The organism is Pseudomonas sp. GW531-T4 (genome assembly GCF_017349615.1).
GTDB lineage: Bacteria > Pseudomonadota > Gammaproteobacteria > Pseudomonadales > Pseudomonadaceae > Aquipseudomonas > Aquipseudomonas chlororaphis_I.
On record NZ_JACMZT010000047.1, the window covers coordinates 22,810 to 42,497 of the forward strand.

At 62.8% G+C, this 19,688-nt stretch carries 19 protein-coding genes; 16 read left to right on the forward strand and 3 right to left on the reverse strand.

What is annotated here, in order from left to right:
* Nucleotides 1–107: 107 nt before the first annotated feature.
* Nucleotides 108–398, reverse strand: coding sequence for a hypothetical protein (locus J4D28_RS26415; protein WP_016703436.1), 291 nt, complete (start codon nucleotides 396–398; stop codon nucleotides 108–110).
* 508 nt (nucleotides 399–906) lie between these two features.
* Here J4D28_RS26415 and argF point away from each other — a divergent pair.
* On the forward strand, nucleotides 907–1,827 hold the full coding sequence (gene argF / locus J4D28_RS26420; protein ID WP_103331144.1) for an ornithine carbamoyltransferase: 921 nt from the start codon (nucleotides 907–909) through the stop codon (nucleotides 1,825–1,827).
* Entirely contained in the window at nucleotides 1,824–2,933 is a 1,110-nt protein-coding gene (locus J4D28_RS26425) for an ABC transporter ATP-binding protein (RefSeq protein WP_009050559.1), read from the forward strand. Before argF ends, J4D28_RS26425 begins: the two co-directional genes overlap by 4 nt.
* Before the next feature lie 96 nt (nucleotides 2,934–3,029).
* Here J4D28_RS26425 and ybaK read toward each other — a convergent pair whose 3' ends face one another.
* Nucleotides 3,030–3,500: a Cys-tRNA(Pro) deacylase gene (gene ybaK / locus J4D28_RS26430; protein ID WP_041984396.1), complete on the reverse strand. Its 471-nt coding sequence runs from the start codon at nucleotides 3,498–3,500 to the stop codon at nucleotides 3,030–3,032.
* A 381-nt stretch (nucleotides 3,501–3,881) separates the two neighbouring features.
* On the opposite strand from ybaK, the gene J4D28_RS26435 reads away from it, so the two are divergent.
* The 14 genes from J4D28_RS26435 to J4D28_RS26500 all read left to right on the forward strand — a co-directional run bounded on the left by J4D28_RS26435 (nucleotide 3,882) and on the right by J4D28_RS26500 (nucleotide 18,509).
* Nucleotides 3,882–4,733, forward strand: coding sequence for an MIP/aquaporin family protein (locus J4D28_RS26435; protein WP_009050561.1), 852 nt, complete (start codon nucleotides 3,882–3,884; stop codon nucleotides 4,731–4,733).
* A 78-nt stretch (nucleotides 4,734–4,811) separates the two neighbouring features.
* Nucleotides 4,812–6,317, forward strand: coding sequence for a glycerol kinase GlpK (gene glpK, locus J4D28_RS26440; RefSeq protein WP_009050562.1), 1,506 nt, complete (start codon nucleotides 4,812–4,814; stop codon nucleotides 6,315–6,317).
* A gap of 95 nt (nucleotides 6,318–6,412) precedes the next feature.
* Nucleotides 6,413–7,168, forward strand: a complete 756-nt coding sequence (locus J4D28_RS26445) for a DeoR/GlpR family transcriptional regulator (RefSeq protein WP_007922413.1) — start codon at nucleotides 6,413–6,415, stop codon at nucleotides 7,166–7,168.
* 411 nt (nucleotides 7,169–7,579) lie between these two features.
* Entirely contained in the window at nucleotides 7,580–9,118 is a 1,539-nt protein-coding gene (gene glpD / locus J4D28_RS26450) for a glycerol-3-phosphate dehydrogenase (RefSeq protein WP_009050564.1), read from the forward strand.
* A gap of 438 nt (nucleotides 9,119–9,556) precedes the next feature.
* Nucleotides 9,557–10,471, forward strand: coding sequence for a glutamate/aspartate ABC transporter substrate-binding protein (locus tag J4D28_RS26455; protein ID WP_009050565.1), 915 nt, complete (start codon nucleotides 9,557–9,559; stop codon nucleotides 10,469–10,471).
* Between the two features lie 189 nt (nucleotides 10,472–10,660).
* Nucleotides 10,661–11,407 carry an amino acid ABC transporter permease gene (locus tag J4D28_RS26460; RefSeq protein WP_009050566.1) on the forward strand — a complete coding sequence of 249 codons (747 nt, stop codon included), beginning with the start codon at nucleotides 10,661–10,663 and terminating at the stop codon, nucleotides 11,405–11,407.
* Nucleotides 11,407–12,078 (forward strand): amino acid ABC transporter permease, encoded by a 672-nt coding sequence (locus J4D28_RS26465; RefSeq protein WP_009050567.1) that lies wholly within the window; start codon nucleotides 11,407–11,409, stop codon nucleotides 12,076–12,078. The genes J4D28_RS26460 and J4D28_RS26465 overlap by 1 nt, the downstream gene beginning before the upstream one ends.
* Entirely contained in the window at nucleotides 12,075–12,809 is a 735-nt protein-coding gene (locus tag J4D28_RS26470; protein WP_007927141.1) for an amino acid ABC transporter ATP-binding protein, read from the forward strand. The genes J4D28_RS26465 and J4D28_RS26470 overlap by 4 nt, the downstream gene beginning before the upstream one ends.
* 177 nt (nucleotides 12,810–12,986) lie before the next feature.
* Nucleotides 12,987–14,888 (forward strand): sensor histidine kinase, encoded by a 1,902-nt coding sequence (locus J4D28_RS26475; protein ID WP_009050569.1) that lies wholly within the window; start codon nucleotides 12,987–12,989, stop codon nucleotides 14,886–14,888.
* Entirely contained in the window at nucleotides 14,885–16,210 is a 1,326-nt protein-coding gene (locus tag J4D28_RS26480) for a sigma-54 dependent transcriptional regulator (protein WP_009050570.1), read from the forward strand. Before J4D28_RS26475 ends, J4D28_RS26480 begins: the two co-directional genes overlap by 4 nt.
* Nucleotides 16,211–16,240: 30 nt before the next feature.
* Nucleotides 16,241–16,570, forward strand: a complete 330-nt coding sequence (locus tag J4D28_RS26485) for a GlpM family protein (RefSeq protein ID WP_162096444.1) — start codon at nucleotides 16,241–16,243, stop codon at nucleotides 16,568–16,570.
* Nucleotides 16,571–16,786: 216 nt separating this feature from the next.
* On the forward strand, nucleotides 16,787–17,707 hold the full coding sequence (locus J4D28_RS26490) for an arginase (RefSeq protein ID WP_103331145.1): 921 nt from the start codon (nucleotides 16,787–16,789) through the stop codon (nucleotides 17,705–17,707).
* Entirely contained in the window at nucleotides 17,704–18,078 is a 375-nt protein-coding gene (locus tag J4D28_RS26495; protein ID WP_009050572.1) for an EamA family transporter, read from the forward strand. Before J4D28_RS26490 ends, J4D28_RS26495 begins: the two co-directional genes overlap by 4 nt.
* A gap of 32 nt (nucleotides 18,079–18,110) precedes the next feature.
* A complete protein-coding gene (locus tag J4D28_RS26500; protein ID WP_009050573.1) occupies nucleotides 18,111–18,509 on the forward strand; it encodes an EamA family transporter in 399 nt (132 codons plus the stop codon).
* Between the two features lie 128 nt (nucleotides 18,510–18,637).
* Here the strand turns inward: J4D28_RS26500 and J4D28_RS26505 are convergent, their stop codons facing one another.
* Complete coding sequence (locus J4D28_RS26505; protein WP_009050574.1) at nucleotides 18,638–19,504, reverse strand: fatty acid desaturase; 867 nt, start codon at nucleotides 19,502–19,504, stop codon at nucleotides 18,638–18,640.
* Nucleotides 19,505–19,688: the final 184 nt, after the last annotated feature.

Below are 19,688 nucleotides of genomic sequence, written 5' to 3' on the forward strand. Positions count from 1 at the left end.
CGGGGCGGCCAGCGTCAGGCCGCGGGAACAAAACTATGGTGCCAGACCGACATCAGCGCCAGGGACGTTCATCTTGTGAATCGGCAAGCATCAAGCCAGCCGATGGTTCAGTTGGAGGGCAGCCTCGGAGGGTCGTCCTGCCGGGCGATCGGCAGCATGCCGTCCAACGGTGCTTCGCTGCCCTGCCCGCTGAATTCGGCGAGCAATCGCCAGTGCTCATCGAGATGGCTGCTGATGGTCATCATGCGATCGATCATCTGTCGCGCGGCGTTGCGCGTCGTGCTGTCTTCGCTGCGCAGCAACTCGAAGGACATCGAGGTGATCGATGCCGTCAGGTCGGTCAGGGTTCGCGTCGTCAACCCCAACAGTGTCTTCAGTTGCTGTTCTTTCGAGTCCATTCCAAGCACTTCCCTGTTGCCGGTGCGCATTTATAACCCCAGCCCTTCACCTTAGGAAATATTTCTGGCCGATATCCCCTGCCGCGAGCCGTTCCATTTCCCGCCACGCTCAAAGTACCCAGGAGCCGAGCAGAGAAAAAACCAGCCCGCGCCAGCCAGATGCCTGATAGCGGCATGGGCCACGCGTCGCGTTGCAAAGCGGTCGAGACGCAGTGTACAAATGCTGCTGCGGACCTACGCAAAGTGGATCGACTCCACATCCGACTGGGCCCACCTGAACACGCTGGAAAACGTCACGAATGGCCCGTTTTTTTGACCCTGGCCACTCGCTGCACGTGGTGAAAGCCTTAGAAACCAAGCCTGCTATTGGTAAGACGCGACATTTAATTATAAGATCGCGCCTTCCCCTATTTCGTCGCCCCGTGCGGCTTTCGCCGCAGGTCTCGCCCGTTTCTCGATAAAACAAGGCTTTGAGTATCTGCGGTCTGTTGCAAAAAGGTAGTTAATGATGAGCGCAAGGCACTTTCTCTCCCTGATGGATTGCACGCCCGAAGAGCTGGTCAGCGTGATTCGTCGAGGCATCGAGCTGAAGGACCTGCGTAATCGCGGCGTACTCTTCGAGCCTCTGAAAAACCGCGTTCTCGGGATGATTTTCGAGAAGTCGTCTACCCGCACCCGCCTGTCTTTCGAAGCCGGCATGATCCAGCTCGGCGGCCAGGCAATCTTCCTGTCCCCGCGCGACACCCAGCTGGGTCGCGGCGAGCCGATCAGCGACTGCGCCATCGTCATGTCGCGCATGCTCGACGCGGTGATGATCCGTACCTTTGCCCACCGCACCCTGACCGAGTTTGCGGCCAACTCCCGCGTACCGGTGATCAACGGCCTGTCCGACGACCTGCACCCGTGCCAGTTGCTGGCCGACATGCAAACCTTCCTCGAACACCGCGGCTCGATCCAGGGCAAGACCGTGGCCTGGATCGGCGACGGCAACAACATGTGCAACAGCTATATAGAAGCGGCGATCCAGTTCGACTTCCAACTGCGCATCGCCTGCCCCGAAGGCTACGACCCCAACCCTGAATTCGTCGCCCAGGCCGGCGATCGGGTGAGCATCGTGCGCGATCCGAAAGACGCGGTGATCGGCGCCCATCTGGTAAGCACCGACGTCTGGACCTCCATGGGCCAGGAAGAAGAAACCGCCGAGCGCCTCAAGTTGTTCGCACCGTTCCAGGTCAATCGCGCGCTGCTCGACCTGGCCGCCGCAGACGTGCTGTTCATGCACTGCCTGCCTGCCCACCGTGGCGAAGAAATCAGCCTCGACCTGCTGGACGATCCGCGTTCCGTGGCATGGGACCAGGCAGAAAACCGTCTCCACGCACAAAAGGCCCTGCTCGAGTTTCTGGTCGAGCCGGCGTACCACCACGCATGAGCCAGCCATTACTGCTTAACCTGCGCAATCTCGCCTGCGGCTACCAGGACCAACGGGTCGTGCAGAACCTCAACCTGCACCTCAACGCCGGCGATATCGGTTGCCTGCTCGGCTCCTCCGGCTGCGGCAAGACCACCACCCTGCGCGCGATTGCCGGTTTCGAGCCGGTGCACGAAGGTGAAATCCAGCTGGCCGGCGAAACCATCTCCAGCGCCGGCTTCACCCTGGCGCCGGAGCGCCGCCGGATCGGCATGGTGTTCCAGGACTACGCCCTGTTCCCGCACCTGAGCGTGGCGGACAACATTGCCTTCGGCATCCGCAAGCACCCGCAGAAGAACCGGGTGGTCGAGGAGCTGCTGGAACTGGTCAACCTGAAGAACCTCGGCAAGCGCTTCCCCCATGAGCTGTCCGGCGGCCAGCAACAACGCGTCGCACTGGCCCGGGCGCTGGCGCCGGAACCGCAGTTGCTGCTGCTCGACGAGCCCTTCTCCAACCTCGATGGCGAACTGCGGCGCAAGCTCAGCCACGAAGTGCGCGACATCCTCAAGGCGCGGGGCACCAGTGCGATCCTGGTGACCCACGACCAGGAAGAAGCCTTCGCCGTCAGCGATCACGTCGGGGTGTTCAAGGAAGGCCGCCTGGAGCAATGGGACACGCCGTACAACCTCTATCACGAACCGCTGACGCCGTTCGTGGCGAGCTTTATCGGCCAGGGCTATTTCATCCGTGGCCAGCTGGACAGCCCGGAATCGGTGCAGACCGAACTCGGCGTACTGCGCGGCAACCGTGCCTACACCTGGCCACCCGGCGGCGCGGTGGATGTGCTGCTACGCCCAGACGATATCGTTTATGCACCGGACAGCGCCCTCAAGGCGCGGATCGTCGGCAAGAGCTTCCAGGGCGCCTCGACCCTGTACCGCCTGCAACTGCCGACCGGCAGCCAGCTCGAGTCGATCTTCCCAAGCCACGCCGATCACCAGGTCGGTGCTGATGTGGGAATCCGCGTGGCCGCCGAACACCTGGTGCTGTTCCAGGCCTCCGGCAGCACCGCGGCGCAGCTGCCACAGTCTGAATCGGGCGTTCGTCGCTACAGCGGCGCCCACTGACAATCCCGCAGGAGCCGGTTCGCCGGCTCCTGTGTCGTTATGCCCCTCAACGCTTCCCTTCCCGACCAACACTGAAACCTCAGGCTGCACGCCGAGTCAGTCGCGACCGATATCGGCGAATGTCGCCTGGGTGTGCTCGGCCAGCACGGCGGCCGCGAGTTCGACCTCAAGCCCGCGCCGGCCGGCGCTGACGAAGATGCTGGCAAAGGGTTGTGCACTGTTGTCGATAAAGGTGCGCAGGCGCTTTTTCTGCCCCAGCGGGCTGATCCCGCCCAGCAGGTAACCGGTGGCGCGCTGCGCGGCAGCCGGGTCGGCCATCTCGGTTTTTTTCACCCCGGCGGCGTGTGCCAGGGCCTTGAGATCGAGGCTTCCGACGACCGGCACCACGGCCACCAGCAATTCGCCCTTTTCACTACTGGCCAACAGCGTCTTGAACACCTGCGCCGGATCGAGGCTGAGCTTTTCCGCCGCCTCCAGACCATAGGAGGCCGCCTTCGGGTCGTGTTCATAACTGTGCACCCGATGTTCGGCGCGAACTTTTTTCAGCAGATCCAGTGCAGGGGTCATGGCAACTCCATAGGCAGGGAAAAGAACAGAAACAGTGCCGGCGATTCTAGGATATCCGCCAGCAAAAGGCTCTATTCCAAGGCCCATCCCCTAACCCAGGCAACCGCCGGCACCAGGCTGGCCGCGCCTTTTGCACAAAACCCGCGCGCTTCCCGCAAGATCATTCACACAACTGATAGTTATAAAATGACCAATGGTTCACTTTCGACCTTTGACAGTAATGTTTCTTGTCTATATTTTTTCGTTTGCGAATATCATGTTGTAGATCCAGCAGCCGTAACCAGCAGTAAGCCGCGCCCAGGATGGGGATCCTGCCGACGGTGAAAATCGCGCTCAGCGCTTCACGCCAGCGCCAGACAACAACAAAAACCGAGGTTTTCCATGACAACTGCGTTACAACAACCGTCGCTCTCCGGCCAGTGCATGGCCGAATTCCTGGGTACAGCCTTGTTGATCTTCTTCGGCACCGGTTGCGTCGCCGCGCTCAAGGTCGCGGGTGCCAGCTTTGGCCTGTGGGAAATCAGCATCATCTGGGGGATCGGCGTGAGCATGGCGATCTACCTCACCGCCGGCGTTTCCGGCGCGCACCTCAACCCCGCAGTCAGCATCGCCCTGTGCATCTTTGCCGACTTCGAAAAGCGCAAACTGCCGTTCTACATCTTCTCCCAGATCGCCGGCGCCTTCTGCGCGGCGCTGCTGGTCTACACGCTGTACAGCAACCTGTTCTTCGATTACGAACAAGCCCACCAGATGGTCCGCGGCTCCCAGGCCAGCCTTGAACTGGCGTCGGTATTCTCCACCTATCCCAACCCGGCGCTGTCCACCGCCCAGGCGTTCCTGGTCGAAGTGGTGATTACCGCGATCCTGATGGGCGTGATCATGTCCCTGACCGATGACAACAACGGCTTGCCACGCGGCCCGATGGCGCCGCTGCTGATCGGCCTGCTGATTGCCGTGATCGGCAGCGCCATGGGTCCGCTGACCGGTTTCGCGATGAACCCGGCGCGGGATTTTGGCCCTAAACTGATGACATTCTTCATGGGTTGGGGCGAGGTTTCCTTCACCGGCGGCCGCGATATTCCGTACTTCCTGGTACCGATCTTCGCGCCGATTATCGGTGCCTGCCTCGGCGCCGTGGCCTACCGCGGGTTGATTGCCCGTCACCTGCCAACCGTCGCCCCTGCTCCAACGGATGCCGAAAAAGCCATTGACGGCAAAGTAAGAACTTCTTGAAACCGGTGGCGCAAGGTCCTGCCCAACCCTGACCTGCGCCTCTTGCCCACTTCCTTATTTTTGTCCAAGGCAATCGACATGACCGACATTCAGAATAAGAACTACATCATTGCCCTCGATCAGGGTACGACCAGCTCCCGCGCGATCATTTTCGATCGCGACGCCAACGTCGTGTGCACCGCCCAGCGCGAATTCGTCCAGCATTACCCGCAAGCCGGCTGGGTCGAACACGACCCGATGGAAATCTTCGCCACCCAGAGCGCAGTGATGGTCGAGGCCCTGGCGCAAGCCGGCCTGCACCATGACCAGGTAGCCGCCATCGGCATCACCAACCAGCGCGAAACCACCGTGGTCTGGGACAAGACCACCGGCCGGCCGATCTACAACGCCATCGTCTGGCAGTGCCGCCGCAGTACCGAGATCTGCCAGCAGCTCAAGCGTGACGGCCTGGAAGAGTACATCCGCGATACCACCGGCCTGGTCACCGACCCGTATTTCTCCGGCACCAAGCTGAAGTGGATCCTCGACAACGTCGAAGGCAGCCGCGAACGCGCGCGCAACGGTGAACTGCTGTTCGGCACCGTCGACAGTTGGCTGATCTGGAAATTCACCGGCGGCAAGACCCACGTCACCGACTACACCAACGCCTCGCGCACCATGCTCTTCAACATCCACACCCTGGAGTGGGATGCGAAGATGCTGGAAGTGCTGGATATCCCGCGGGAAATGCTGCCGGAAGTGAAGTCGTCCTCGGAAATCTACGGCCGTACCAAAAGCGGCATCGCCATCGGCGGGATCGCCGGCGACCAGCAGGCCGCGCTGTTCGGCCAGATGTGCGTCGAGCCGGGCCAGGCGAAGAACACCTATGGCACTGGCTGCTTCCTGCTGATGAATACCGGCGACAAGGCGGTCAAGTCCAAGCACGGCATGCTCACCACCATCGCCTGCGGCCCCCGCGGCGAAGTGGCTTACGCCCTGGAAGGCGCGGTGTTCAACGGCGGCTCCACCGTGCAGTGGCTGCGCGACGAGCTGAAGATCATCAACGATGCCCACGACACCGAATACTTCGCCAGCAAGGTCAAGGACAGCAACGGCGTGTACCTGGTCCCGGCCTTCACCGGCCTGGGCGCTCCGTACTGGGACCCCTACGCCCGTGGCGCGCTGTTCGGCCTGACCCGTGGCGTGCGCGTGGACCACATCATCCGCGCCGCGCTGGAGTCGATCGCCTACCAGACCCGCGACGTCCTCGACGCCATGCAGCAGGACTCCGGCGAACGCCTCAAGGCCCTGCGCGTGGATGGTGGCGCAGTGGCCAACAACTTCCTCATGCAGTTCCAGGCCGACATCCTCGGCACCCAGGTCGAGCGCCCGCAAATGCGCGAAACCACGGCCCTGGGCGCGGCCTACCTGGCTGGCCTGGCCTGCGGTTTCTGGGGCAGCCTGGAAGAGTTGCGCGGCAAGGCGGTGATCGAGCGCGAGTTCGAACCACAGCTGGCCGAAACCGAGAAGGAAAAGCTCTACGCCGGCTGGAAAAAAGCCGTCAGCCGTACCCGCGACTGGGAACCGCACGAAGGCGCTGAATAAGCCAAGTCGCGGATTCGTATCGGGTTGTAACTGGTCGGGAGCGGATTCCTGCGGCATCATGGGCAAATTTTGCACGGCAGCCCAAAGGAAGCCCCATGAATCTGCCTCCCCGTCAGCAGCAAATCCTCGAGCTGGTCCGCGAACGCGGCTATGTCAGCATCGAGGAAATGGCCCAGCTGTTCGTCGTTACACCGCAAACCATCCGCCGCGATATCAACCAGTTGGCGGAAGTGAACCTGTTGCGTCGCTACCATGGCGGCGCAGCCTACGACTCCAGTGTCGAAAACACCGCCTACGCCATGCGCGCCGATCAGATGCGCGATGAGAAACAACGCATCGGCGAAGCCATCGCCGCGCAGATCCCCGATCACGCCTCGCTGTTCATCAACATCGGTACCACCACCGAATCCATTGCCCGGGCGCTGCTCAATCACAGCCACCTGAAGATCATCACCAACAACCTGCACGTGGCTTCCATGCTCAGCGCCAAGGACGATTTCGACGTGCTGCTGACCGGTGGCAATGTGCGTCGCGATGGCGGCGTGGTCGGCCAGGCCAGCGTCGATTTCATCAACCAGTTCAAGGTCGATTTCGCCCTGGTCGGCATCAGCGGTATCGACGAAGACGGCAGCCTGCTGGACTTCGACTACCAGGAAGTACGGGTGTCCCAGGCGATCATCGCCAATGCCCGCCAGGTGATCCTGGCCGCCGACTCCAGCAAGTTCGGGCGCAATGCCATGATCCGCCTCGGCCCCATCAGCCTGATCGATTGCCTGGTCACCGACCAGCAGCCGGTTCCGGCGCTGACCCAATTGCTGCAGCAACACAAGATTCGCCTGGAAGTCGTCTGACCCCTCTCCCGTAGCCGCTGCCGAGCCCTGGCGAGGCTGCGATCGGGGCGCAGCCCCGTAAAACCAGGCGACGCGATATGTCGGATCGATGGTGTCGTCCGGTTTGGCGCCCGCTGCGTCGGAGTGCCGCCCAGATCGAGCGCAACCTCGTTGGTGCTCGACCGCGGCTACACCTGCCGGAACCTATTCCCTGTAGCCGCAGCCTCGTCGGGGCTCGGCAGCGACTACATATCGCGCTCCCCGGCCTCACCTGCCTTGCGTCCGACAATGTTCGTAAATTTTCCTTTGCCCGCCTTTCGATGAGTTTTTTCAATCGAAGTCCACTGGCTGTCGACGTGTTTCTGCGCTAGTATTTTCGTAAATGAACATTAATGTTCGATTTCAAATATCAGAAGAACACGAGGCCAGCCGATGCCCACTTCCACCTTGCCCGCGCCCCCTCTCGCCGAGATTTATGACATTGCCGTGATCGGCGGTGGAATCAATGGCGTCGGTATCGCCGCCGATGCCGCCGGGCGTGGCTTGTCCGTGTTCCTTTGCGAAAAAGACGACCTCGCCAGCCATACCTCCTCGGCCAGCAGCAAGCTGATCCACGGCGGCCTGCGCTACCTCGAACATTATGAATTCCGTCTGGTGCGCGAAGCCCTGGCCGAACGCGAAGTGCTGCTGGCCAAGGCCCCGCATATCGTCAAGCCGATGCGTTTCGTCCTGCCGCACCGCCCGCACCTGCGTCCGGCCTGGATGATCCGTGCCGGCCTGTTCCTTTATGACCACCTGGGCAAGCGGGAAAAACTCGCCGGTTCCAAGAGCCTCAAGTTCGGTCCCGACAGCCCGTTGAAAGCCGAGATCACCAAAGGCTTCGAATACTCCGACTGCTGGGTAGACGACGCGCGCCTGGTGGTATTGAACGCCATGGCCGCCCGCGAAAAAGGCGCCCACGTGCACACCCAGACCCGTTGCATCAGCGCCCGCCGCGGCAAGGGCATGTGGCACCTGCACCTGGAGCGCGCCGACGGCAGCCTGTTCTCGATTCAAGCCAAGGCCCTGGTGAACGCCGCCGGCCCATGGGTCGCCAAGTTCATCAAGGACGACCTGAAACTGGATTCGCCGTACGGCATCCGCCTGATCCAGGGCAGCCACCTGATCGTGCCGAAGCTGTACGAAGGCGAACATGCGCACATCCTGCAGAATGAAGACCAGCGCATCGTCTTCACCATTCCGTACCTGAACCACTTCACCCTGATCGGCACCACCGACCGCGAGTACACCGGCGATCCGGCGAAAGTGGCGATTACCGAAGGCGAAACCGACTACATCCTGAAAGTGGTCAATGCCCACTTCAAGAAGCAGCTGAGCCGCCAGGACATCGTGCACACCTACTCCGGCGTGCGCCCGCTGTGCAACGACGAGTCCGACAACCCGTCGGCCGTGACCCGCGACTACACCCTGGCGCTGTCCGGCAATGCCGACGAAGCGCCACTGCTGTCGGTGTTCGGCGGCAAGCTGACCACCTACCGCAAGCTGGCCGAATCGGCCATGGCCCAGCTGACGCCGTTCTTCAAGCACATCAAGCCGAGCTGGACCGCCCACTCGACCCTGCCCGGCGGCGAAGGCATGACCACGCCGCAGGCGCTGGCCGAAGCAATTCGCCAGAAGTTCGACTGGGTGCCCAGCGAAATCGCCCGCCGCTGGGCCACCAGCTACGGCAGCCGCACCTGGCGCCTGCTGGAAGGCGTGCACAGCCTGAACGACCTGGGCGAACACCTGGGCGGCGGCCTGTACACCCGTGAAGTCGATTACCTGTGCAGCGAAGAATGGGCGGTCAATGCCCAGGACATCCTCTGGCGCCGCAGCAAGCTGGGCCTGTTCACCACACCGGCCGAGCAGGAAAAACTGCAGCACTACCTGCAGAAGGTCGAGCAGAATCGGGCAAAGATCGAAGCCGCCTGATCGCCCCTTCTATAAAGAAGCCCCCGCGCCGCACGGCCCGGGGGCTTTTTCATGGCCACCGCTTTATGTAGGAGCGAGCTTGCTCGCGATGACTGCGTGACATTCGACATAGGTGTCGACAGTCGGATCGCTATCGCGAGCAAGCTCGCTCCTACAGGGGGTAGGCCCGGCTTTGCTGGACATTCGGTTTTCCGAACGCGACTTTCGGGTCGATTCGGATAACCGGATAAAGACCGTCGACAATATTCGCCATAAATATTTAATAGCCTTTCAAATCAAGGCCTTGATACGGATCAGCTGGCCTGGCACGACTCATGCTCTACACTCTCCGACGAATGCCTGATGCGCCAACACACATCAGGAGCCGTCAAGGCATTCGCTGTATAAGAGAGCCGTCGAACTGGCTTCATAAAAAAAACAAATGTCGAGGAAATATTGATGCGCATCGTTCCCCATCTGTTGGGCGCAGCCATTGCTGCTGCTCTGATTAGCACTCCAGTGGTCGCCGCCGAACTCACCGGCACGCTGAAGAAAATCAAAGACTCCGGCACCATCACCCTCGGACATCGCGACGCTTCCATTCCGTTCTCCTACATCGCGGATGCATCCGGCGTTCCAGTCGGCTACTCCCACGACATCCAGCTGAAAATCGTCGAAGCCCTGAAAAAAGACCTCGACATGCCGGATCTCAAGGTCAAATACAACCTGGTTACCTCGCAGACCCGTATCCCGCTGGTGCAGAACGGCACCGTGGACGTCGAGTGCGGTTCCACCACCAACAACGTCGAGCGCCAGCAGCAGGTCGACTTCTCCGTCGGCATCTTCGAGATCGGCACCCGCCTGCTGTCCAAGAAAGATTCGCCTTACAAGGACTTCCCGGACCTTAAAGGCAAGAACGTCGTGACCACCGCCGGCACCACGTCCGAGCGCATCCTCAAGGCGATGAACGCCGACAAACAGATGGGCATGAACGTGATTTCCGCCAAGGACCACGGCGAGTCCTTCAACATGCTCGAAGGCGGCCGCGCCGTCGCCTTCATGATGGACGACGCACTGCTGGCCGGTGAAATGGCCAAGGCTCGCAAACCGACCGACTGGGCCGTGACCGGTACCGCGCAATCCTACGAAATCTACGGCTGCATGGTCCGCAAGGGCGACGCACCGTTCAAGAAGGCCGTGGACGACGCCATCATCGCGACCTACAAGTCGGGCGAGATCAACAAGATCTACGACAAATGGTTCCAGTCGCCGATTCCACCAAAAGGCCTGAACCTGATGTTCCCGATGAGCGACGAGCTCAAGGCCCTGATCGCCAACCCGACCGACAAAGCGGCTGACGATAAAAAGTCCTGATTCCTGACTAACCTTGTCTCCTGAAAGGGCCCGGCCCTTTCAGGAGACTGTCACTACCTGCTGGCTTTTTTTGGAAACACTCGAACCGGTGGTTGTCGAGCCGATCGCGTGTGCCTGGGCGTCATCCAGGCGGGAACGGATTTCCCCAAGCGGGTGCTTGTACATCGATCGATCAGAGGGGAGACCCTAATGAATTACAACTGGGACTGGGGCGTGTTCTTCAAGTCCACCGGCGTGGGCAGCGAGACCTATCTCGACTGGTTCATCGCGGGCCTGGGCTGGACCATCGCCATTGCCGTGGTGGCCTGGATCGTCGCGCTGCTGCTGGGCTCGATCCTGGGCGTCATGCGGACCGTGCCGAACCGCCTGGTGTCGGGCATCGCCACCGTCTACGTGGAGATCTTCCGTAACGTACCGCTGCTGGTTCAGCTGTTCATCTGGTACTTCCTGGTACCGGACCTGCTGCCGCAAAACCTGCAGGACTGGTACAAGCAGGACCTCAACCCGACCACCTCGGCCTACCTGAGCGTCGTCGTGTGCCTGGGCCTGTTCACCGCCGCCCGCGTCTGCGAACAGGTGCGCACCGGCATCCAGGCGCTGCCACGCGGCCAGGAATCCGCGGCCCGCGCCATGGGCTTTTCGCTGCCGCAGATCTACTGGAACGTGCTGCTGCCCCAGGCCTACCGGATCATCATTCCGCCGCTTACCTCGGAATTTCTCAACGTCTTCAAGAACTCCTCCGTGGCCTCGCTGATCGGCCTGATGGAGTTGCTGGCGCAGACCAAGCAGACCGCCGAGTTCTCGGCCAACCTGTTTGAAGCCTTCACCCTGGCCACGCTGATCTACTTCACCCTGAACATGAGCCTGATGCTGCTGATGCGCATGGTCGAGAAGAAAGTCGCAGTGCCCGGCCTGATCTCCGTGGGGGGCAAATAATGGAATTCGATTTCACTGGCGTCGTCCCGGCCATTCCCGGCCTGTGGAACGGCATGCTGATGACCCTCAAGCTGATGGCCCTGGGCGTCGTCGGCGGGATCATCCTCGGCACCATCCTGGCGTTGATGCGTCTGTCCCACAGCAAGCTGCTGTCGAACATCGCCGGCGTCTACGTCAACTACTTCCGCTCCATCCCGCTGCTGCTGGTGATCACCTGGTTCTACCTGGCGGTGCCCTTCGTGCTGCGCTGGATCACCGGCGAAGACACCCCGATCGGTGCGTTCGGCTCGTGCATCGTGGCCTTCATGATGTTCGAAGCGGCGTACTTCTGCGAAATCGTCCGCGCCGGCGTGCAGTCGATTCCCAAGGGCCAGATGGGCGCTGCCCAGGCACTGGGCATGAGCTATGGCCAGATGATGCGCCTGATCATCCTGCCCCAGGCGTTCCGCAAGATGACCCCGCTGCTGCTGCAGCAGAGCATCATCCTGTTCCAGGACACCTCGCTGGTATACACCGTGGGCCTGGTGGACTTCCTCAATGCTTCGCGCTCCAGCGGCGACATCATCGGCCGCTCCAATGAGTTCCTGATCGTTGCCGGTCTGGTGTACTTCACAATCAGCTTTGCCGCCTCGGTGCTGGTCAAGCGTCTGCAAAAAAGGTTTGCCGTATGATCTCTATCAAGAACATCAACAAGTGGTATGGGGACTTCCAGGTGCTGACCGATTGCAGCACCGAGGTCAAGAAAGGCGAAGTGATCGTGGTGTGCGGACCGTCCGGCTCCGGCAAATCCACCCTGATCAAATGCGTCAACGCCCTGGAGCCGTTCCAGAAAGGTGACATCGTGGTCGACGGCACGTCCATCGCCGACCCGAAGACCAACCTGCCGAAACTGCGCTCTCGCGTGGGCATGGTGTTCCAGCACTTCGAGCTGTTCCCGCACCTGACCATCACCGAGAACCTGACCATCGCGCAGATCAAGGTGCTGGGCCGCAGCAAGGAAGAAGCCACCAAGAAAGGTCTGCAACTGTTGGAGCGCGTCGGCTTGTCCGCCCACGCCCACAAGCACCCGGGCCAGTTGTCCGGTGGCCAGCAGCAGCGCGTGGCGATCGCCCGCGCGCTGGCGATGGACCCGATTGTCATGCTGTTCGACGAACCGACTTCCGCGCTCGACCCGGAAATGGTCAACGAAGTGCTGGACGTGATGGTGCAGCTGGCTCACGAAGGCATGACCATGATGTGCGTGACCCACGAAATGGGCTTCGCCCGCAAGGTCGCGGACCGGGTGATCTTCATGGATGCCGGCAAAATCATCGAAGACTGCCCGAAAGAGGAATTCTTCGGCGACATCAACGCCCGCTCCGAGCGTGCGCAGCATTTCCTCGAGAAAATCCTGCAGCACTAAAAACCATGCAATCCCTGTAGCCGCTGCCGCAGGCTGCGATAAGGCCGAAGGCCTTCAGCGATCTCAAGATCGGGCGCCCACCTTGTGGGCGATCGCAGCCTTCGGCAGCGGCTACAGCTCGCAATACCACGGGGACGTCACCATGGACGGACAACTGGTACACCCGGGACCACTGTGATGAAATGCGACCCCACTCTCTATCGCGCCGCGCCGCCATCACTCGCCGTGAAACCCCGTCTGATCCGTCACCTGTTCCTGCCGCCCCTGGTCATCCTGCTGATGATCGGCCTGGGCTACGTCGGCTTCTGGGTCAGCGAGCACTACGGCATCCGCAGCCTCAGCGAGAACGGCGAACGCCAGCTGGAACTGCACGCCCGCGCAGTCGAAAGCGAGATCAGCAAATACACCTACCTGCCCAGCCTGCTGGAACTCGAATCCAGCGTTTCGCTGCTGCTCAACGAGCCGACGCCGGAACACCGGCAGACCGTCAACAATTACCTCGAAGGCCTGAACCGACGCAGCCGCAGCCGGGCCATTTACGTGATGGACACCACCGGCCGCGTGCTGGCCACCAGCAACTGGCGCGACGTCGACAGCTACCTGGGTGAAGACCTGTCGTTCCGGGCCTATTTCCAGAATGCCGTGCGCGGCCAGCCCGGGCGCTTCTACGGCATCGGCAGTACCAACGGCGAACCCGGCTACTACCTGGCCCACGGCCTGGAAGAACAGGGCAAGATCATCGGCGTGGCGGTGGTCAAGGTGCGCCTGGAGGCCCTGGAAGAGCGCTGGCAACGCGCCCGCCTGGAAGGCTTCGTCAGCGACGAGAACGGCATCATCATCCTCTCCAGCGATCCGGCCCGGCGCCTGCGGTCGGTACGCCCGCTGAGCGACGACACCAAGGAGCGTCTGGCGCGCAGCCTGCAATATTACTGGTTCACCCTCAACGAACTGGAGCCGCTGGCCCGCGAGCGCCTGGCCGAAGGCGTGGAGAAGCTGACCTTCCCGGCCAACACCGAGCTGGTATCCGACGACAAGGAAATCAGCTACCTGTCCCAGACCCGGCCCCTGAGCGATACGCCCTGGAACTTCACCCTGCTGACCCCGCTCAAGGACCTGCGCCGCGAAGCCATCAACCAGGGCATCCTGGTGGCCGTGGCCTTCGCCCTGGTGGCTTTCCTGCTGATCGCCTGGAACGAGCGACGCAAGGTCATCGCCACCCGCCTCGCCGCCCGCGAAGCCCTGCAGGAAGCCAACAACCAGCTGGAACGGCGGATCGCCGAACGCACCAGCGACCTGCGCGCCAGCAACGAGCGGCTCAAGGGCCAGATCCGCGAGCGCCGCCAGGCCGAGGAAACCCTGCGCCGCGCCCAGGACGAACTGGTCCAGGCCGGCAAGCTCGCCGCCATCGGCCAGATGTCCACCAGCATCGCCCATGAACTGAACCAGCCGCTGGCCGCCCTGCGCACCCTGTCCGGCAACACCGTGCGTTTCCTCGAGCGCGGCGCCCTGGACACCGCCAGCACCAACCTCAAGACCATCAACGAACTGATCGACCGCATGGGCCGCATCACCGCCAGCCTGCGTTCCTTCGCCCGTCGTGGCGAGGACCAGGGCGAAGCCAGCCTCGGCAAGGCCGTGGACGCTGCCCTGCAACTGCTCAACGCACGCCTGGAAAACCTGCCGCTGCAATTGCACCGCGACTTCAGCGAGGTCCAGGTCAAGATCGACCAGACCCGCCTGGAGCAGATCCTGGTCAACCTGATCGGCAACGCCCTGGACGCCATGCAGGCGCAGCCGCGGCCGGAGCTGTGGCTGGAAGGCGAAAGCGTCGAAGGCAAATACCGCCTGCGGGTGCGCGACAATGGCCACGGCATCGACGCCGAGGCGCGCAAGCATCTGTTCGAACCCTTCTTCACCACCAAACCCGGCGAACAGGGCCTGGGCCTCGGCCTGACCCTGTCCGCCAGCCTGGCCGCCGCCACGGGTGGCAACCTGGGCGTCGAGCACCCGGCCGACGGCGGCACCGCCTTCGTCCTCAGCCTGCCCCTGGTCAGCCCTACACAAGCCGAGCCGCTATGAACAACGACCTTACCGTCCTGATCGTCGAAGACGACCCCCATGTCCTGCTCGGCTGCCAGCAGGCCCTGGCCCTGGAAGACATTCCCTGCGTCGGCGTCGGCAGCGCCGAAGAAGCCCTGGAGCGGGTCGGCGACAACTTCGCCGGGATCGTCATCAGCGATATCCGCCTGCCGGGCATCGACGGCCTGGAACTGCTGACCCGCCTCAAGGCCCGCGACCGCAGCCTGCCGGTGGTGCTGATCACCGGTCACGGCGATATCTCCATGGCCGTCGGCGCCATGCAGAAAGGCGCCTATGACTTCATGGAAAAGCCCTTCTCCCCCGAACGCCTGGTGGAGGTCGCCCGGCGCGCCCTGGAGCAGCGCGGGCTGGCCCGGGAAGTGTCGTCGCTGCGCCGCCAGCTGGCCGAGCGCGACTCCCTCGAAGGACGGATCATCGGTCGCTCGCCGGCCATGCAGCACCTGCGGGAACTGATCGCCAACGTCGCCGACACTTCGGCCAACGTGCTGATCGAAGGCGAGACCGGCACCGGCAAGGAACTGGTCGCCCGTTGCCTGCATGATTTCAGCCGCCGCCATACCCACCAGTTCGTCGCCCTCAACTGCGGCGGCCTGCCGGAAAACCTGTTCGAAAGCGAGATTTTCGGCCACGAGGCCAACGCCTTCACCGGCGCCGGCAAGCGGCGCATCGGCAAGATCGAGCACGCCCACGAAGGCACGCTGTTCCTCGACGAAGTGGAAAGCATGCCAATGAACCTGCAAATCAAACTGCTGCGGGTGTTGCAGGAGCGCACCCTGGAACGCCTGGGCTCGAACCAGAGCGTGGCGGTGGATTGCCGGGTGATCGCGGCGACCAAGTCCGACCTCGACGAGCTGGGGCGCGCCAACCAGTTCCGCAGCGACCTGTATTACCGCCTGAACGTGGTGACCCTGGAGCTGCCGCCGCTGCGCGAACGGCGCGAGGACATCCTGCAGTTGTTCGAGCACTTCCTGCAGCAATCGTCCCTGCGTTTCGACCGCGCCGCGCCGGAGCTGGACAACCAGACCCTGTCGAACCTGATGAGCCACGACTGGCCGGGCAACGTGCGCGAGCTGCGCAACGTCGCCGAACGTTTTGCCCTGGGCCTGCCGGCGTTCAAGAAGTCCAGCGGCAACGCTGCGCAAGGCCTGGGCTTTGCCGAAGCGGTCGAGGCCTTCGAGCGCAACCTGCTCAACGACGCCCTGCAGCGCAGCGGCGGCAACCTGACCCAGGCCAGCCAGGAACTGGGCATGGCCAAGACCACGCTGTTCGACAAGGTCAAGAAATACGGCCTGAGCCACTAACCGACATCTGCGAGAAGTACCGTGGATTTATTGCTGAAAGCCTGCCTGGGCGCCGCCGTGGTGGTGATCCTCGCCGCCCTGGCCAAGACCAGGAACTACTACATCGCCGGCCTGGTGCCGCTGTTCCCGACCTTCGCCCTGATCGCCCACTACATCGTCGGCAAGGGCCGTTCCATCGACGACCTGAAGACCACCATCGTCTTCGGCATGTGGTCGATCATTCCCTACTTCGTGTACCTGGCAACCCTCTACGTAATGGTCGACCGCCTGCGCCTGGAAGCCTCCCTGGCGGTGGCCGCGGTGGCCTGGCTGATGGCCGCCACCGTGCTGGTCAGCGTCTGGGTCCGCGTCCACGCCTGAAGCCTGCGGTGCCCATGCGTTTTTTTCGCGAGCAAGCTCGCTCCTACAGGTGACGCTGGGTCCATGTAGGAGCGAGCTTGCTCGCGATGACCTCCGACCTGCCTCGCCGAGGTGCTGGCCCGTCCCTTGCATTTACCCTGTAAAGCCCGCTCTGCCTGCGTTTGCGACCTGTGACGCCGGCTTTTTCGAGGGGCGCTGCCATGGGTAAATCCTGCTTTGAACATTCTCGATCTCGACCACAGCCTGACCGCGCAAGAGCCTGTCCAGCGCCGGCTGCGCAGCGGCCAGGCACGACGCCTGGACCTGCTGGACCTGGGCCCGAAACTGCGGCTCTGGTCCACCGAACGCACCTACCGCCACTTCACCGAGCGCCTGCGGCAAAGGCCCGCGCACAGTGGGCCGCAGCCGGAAATCTTCTTTGTCGGCTCCGGTGACTACCACCACCTGACCCCGGCCTTCCTGGCCGACCTGCAACAGCCGGTCAGCCTGATCCACTTCGACAACCACCCCGACTGGGTGCGCTTCGCGCCGCGCCGGCACTGCGGTTCCTGGGTCAACCGGGCCCTGCAGCTGCCGCATATCCAGCGCATCGTCACCCTCGGGCCGTGCAGCGACGACCTGCACAACCCGCAGCTGCGCGGCGGCAACCTCAAGGCGCTGCGACGCGGCAAGTTGCAGCTGTTTCCCTGGCAGCACGCGCCCTCCAAGGTCTGGGGCCGGGTCGGCGACGGCGCCGGGCACCAGCAGCAGGAAAACCACCTGCACTGGCGCAACCTGGCCGGGCTCGACTGGCCTGCCTTCCTCGAGCAGATGATCGACAGCCTGCCGACCCAGGCGATCTGGATCACCATCGACAAGGACGTGCTGGCCAGCGCCGACGCCGCGACCAACTGGGACCAGGGCGGCATGCGCCTGAGCCACCTGCTGCAAGCCCTGCACAGCCTGGCGGCGCGCAAGCGCATCCTCGGTATCGACGTCTGTGGCGAGTTCGCCGCGCCGGCCTTCAGCAACGCCTTCAAGCGCTGGGAAGCGCGCTCCGACCAGCCGCCGGCCGAACGCTGGAGCGAGGCCGACCTGCTGCGCAATGCGACCACCAACGAAGCCCTGATGGCGCTGTTCGAGGAGCTGTTCCCGTGACCCTGACCGTTATCTTGCTGGTGGCTTTTTCCATCGTCCTCGACGTGATCGGCCAGCTCTGTTTCAAGCTCGGCCTGGACCGCCTGCCGGAGCTGGAAGGCGGTTTTCGCCTGAACGCCTTCTGGGGCCAGGTGTTCAACGCACCACTGTTGTGGTGCGGCATCGGCGCCTATGTGATCGAGTTTTTCGTCTGGCTCGAAGCCTTGTCCCGGGCGCCGCTGAGCCTGCTGTTCCCGGCCGCGGCCCTGGCCTATTGCGGCGTGGTCCTGGCCGGCAAGCTGATCCTCGGTGAGAACGTCAGCCGCCGGCGCTGGCTGGGCACCCTGGTCATCACCCTCGGCGTGATGCTGGTGTGCGTCGCCAGCACCTGAGCCCCCTTCAACGCTTCACAAGGAAAGACGGTATGACTGCACAGACTCACGGCTGGCTCCACGGGCGCCTCGGCACCCTGGTGCTCTGGGCCCTGCTGATCGGCTTCGAAAGCGCCGGCCAGATCGCTACCAAGGTCGGTGGCGACCAGCTGGGCCAGATGGATTTCAACCTGCAATGGCTGGCCGCGGTGGCGGTCAACCCGGGAGTGCTGCTGGCGATCGCCTGCTACATCGGCGCCTTCTTCGTGTGGATGCTGATCCTGCGGCGCAGCAGCCTGTCCCTGGCCTTCCCCCTGAGTTCGCTGGTGTTCGTGGTGGTGTTGCTCGGCTCCTGGCTGGGCCTGGGCGAGCAGATCAGCCTGCTGCACTGGGTCGGGGTGCTGGTGATCATCGGCGGGATCGCCCTGCTGGCCGAGGGCGAGGAAGCCTGAAGGGCTTTTGTAGCCGCTGCCGAAGGCTGCGATAAGGCCGGAGGCCTTCAGCGATCTCAAGATCCTGCGCCCGCTTCGCGGTCGATCGCAGCCTCGCAGGCTCGGCAGCGGCTACAGGTGCGCGGGTGTCAGGGCTTCGGGTGTTTCAGCAGAAAGCCCAGGCCATGGGCCAGCGGGATCACCTTCACCCCCGCCGCCCGCTGCTGCTCGCGGATCTCGCGGTGGAAGGCCTTGACCCGGGTCCAGTGCATCTTCGGCCGGTAGTGGTGTTCGGCGTGGTAGCCGTTGTTCATCCAGATCAGGTTGTAGAGCCGGCTGTAGGAACTCACGCCCCAGGCGATCGGCAGGTCCGGGTTGCCGCCCAGGTGCTCGTAGTAGCCGTTGAGCGAAGACAGCGACTGTCCCAGGTACCAGAACGGCAGCAGCACCAGCAGCGCATGCCAGTCGTATAGCGCCAGCGCCACATAGGCCAGCACTGTCACGCCGATTTCCACCTTGACCCAACGCGCGTCCGCCGGGCGCTTGCGCTGCATTTCCTGGTAGATGGCCTTGGGGTCGTCGCGGAAAAAACTCAGGAAGGTGTAAGCCCAGACATTGTCTGGCTGGCCATTGCGGCCATGCAGGTAGATCGACAGCGGGTCGACCGTGGTGCCGTCCGCCCCGGGCCGATCCGAGTTGCCACGGTGATGGCGGTTATGGATATCGCGGTACAGGGTCTGGGAAAAACCGATGGTCACCGACAGCAGCAGGTCGAAGGCGCGGTTCAGCCAGGGCAGGCTGAAATAGGCGTTGTGGATCTGGTTGTGGGAGATGCTGTTGATGCTCCACGACAGGCTGACCGCATACAGCAGCGCCGCCGGCAGGATCACCCACCAGGACAGACTGTGAAAGGCCAGCACCAGCCAGAGCACGAAGGAAAAATGCGCCAGGGCCATCAGGATCGGGACGATGTCCCACAACGAATGGGCGAGCAGGCGATAAGCGGGACGAGCCATGAAGAACTTCCTGAAAAGTGGGTTCATGGCTGCCAGTGCAAAGGGTGGACCAATTCCTCCGATATAGGAGCGAAGCTTGCTCGCGATGAATGCTGACGCGGTGCTTCAGGCACTGCGCAGCGCCTGGATCGCGGGCAAGCCTCGCTCCTACAGAAACAGCGCATGCCGGCAGAGGTACTCAGCC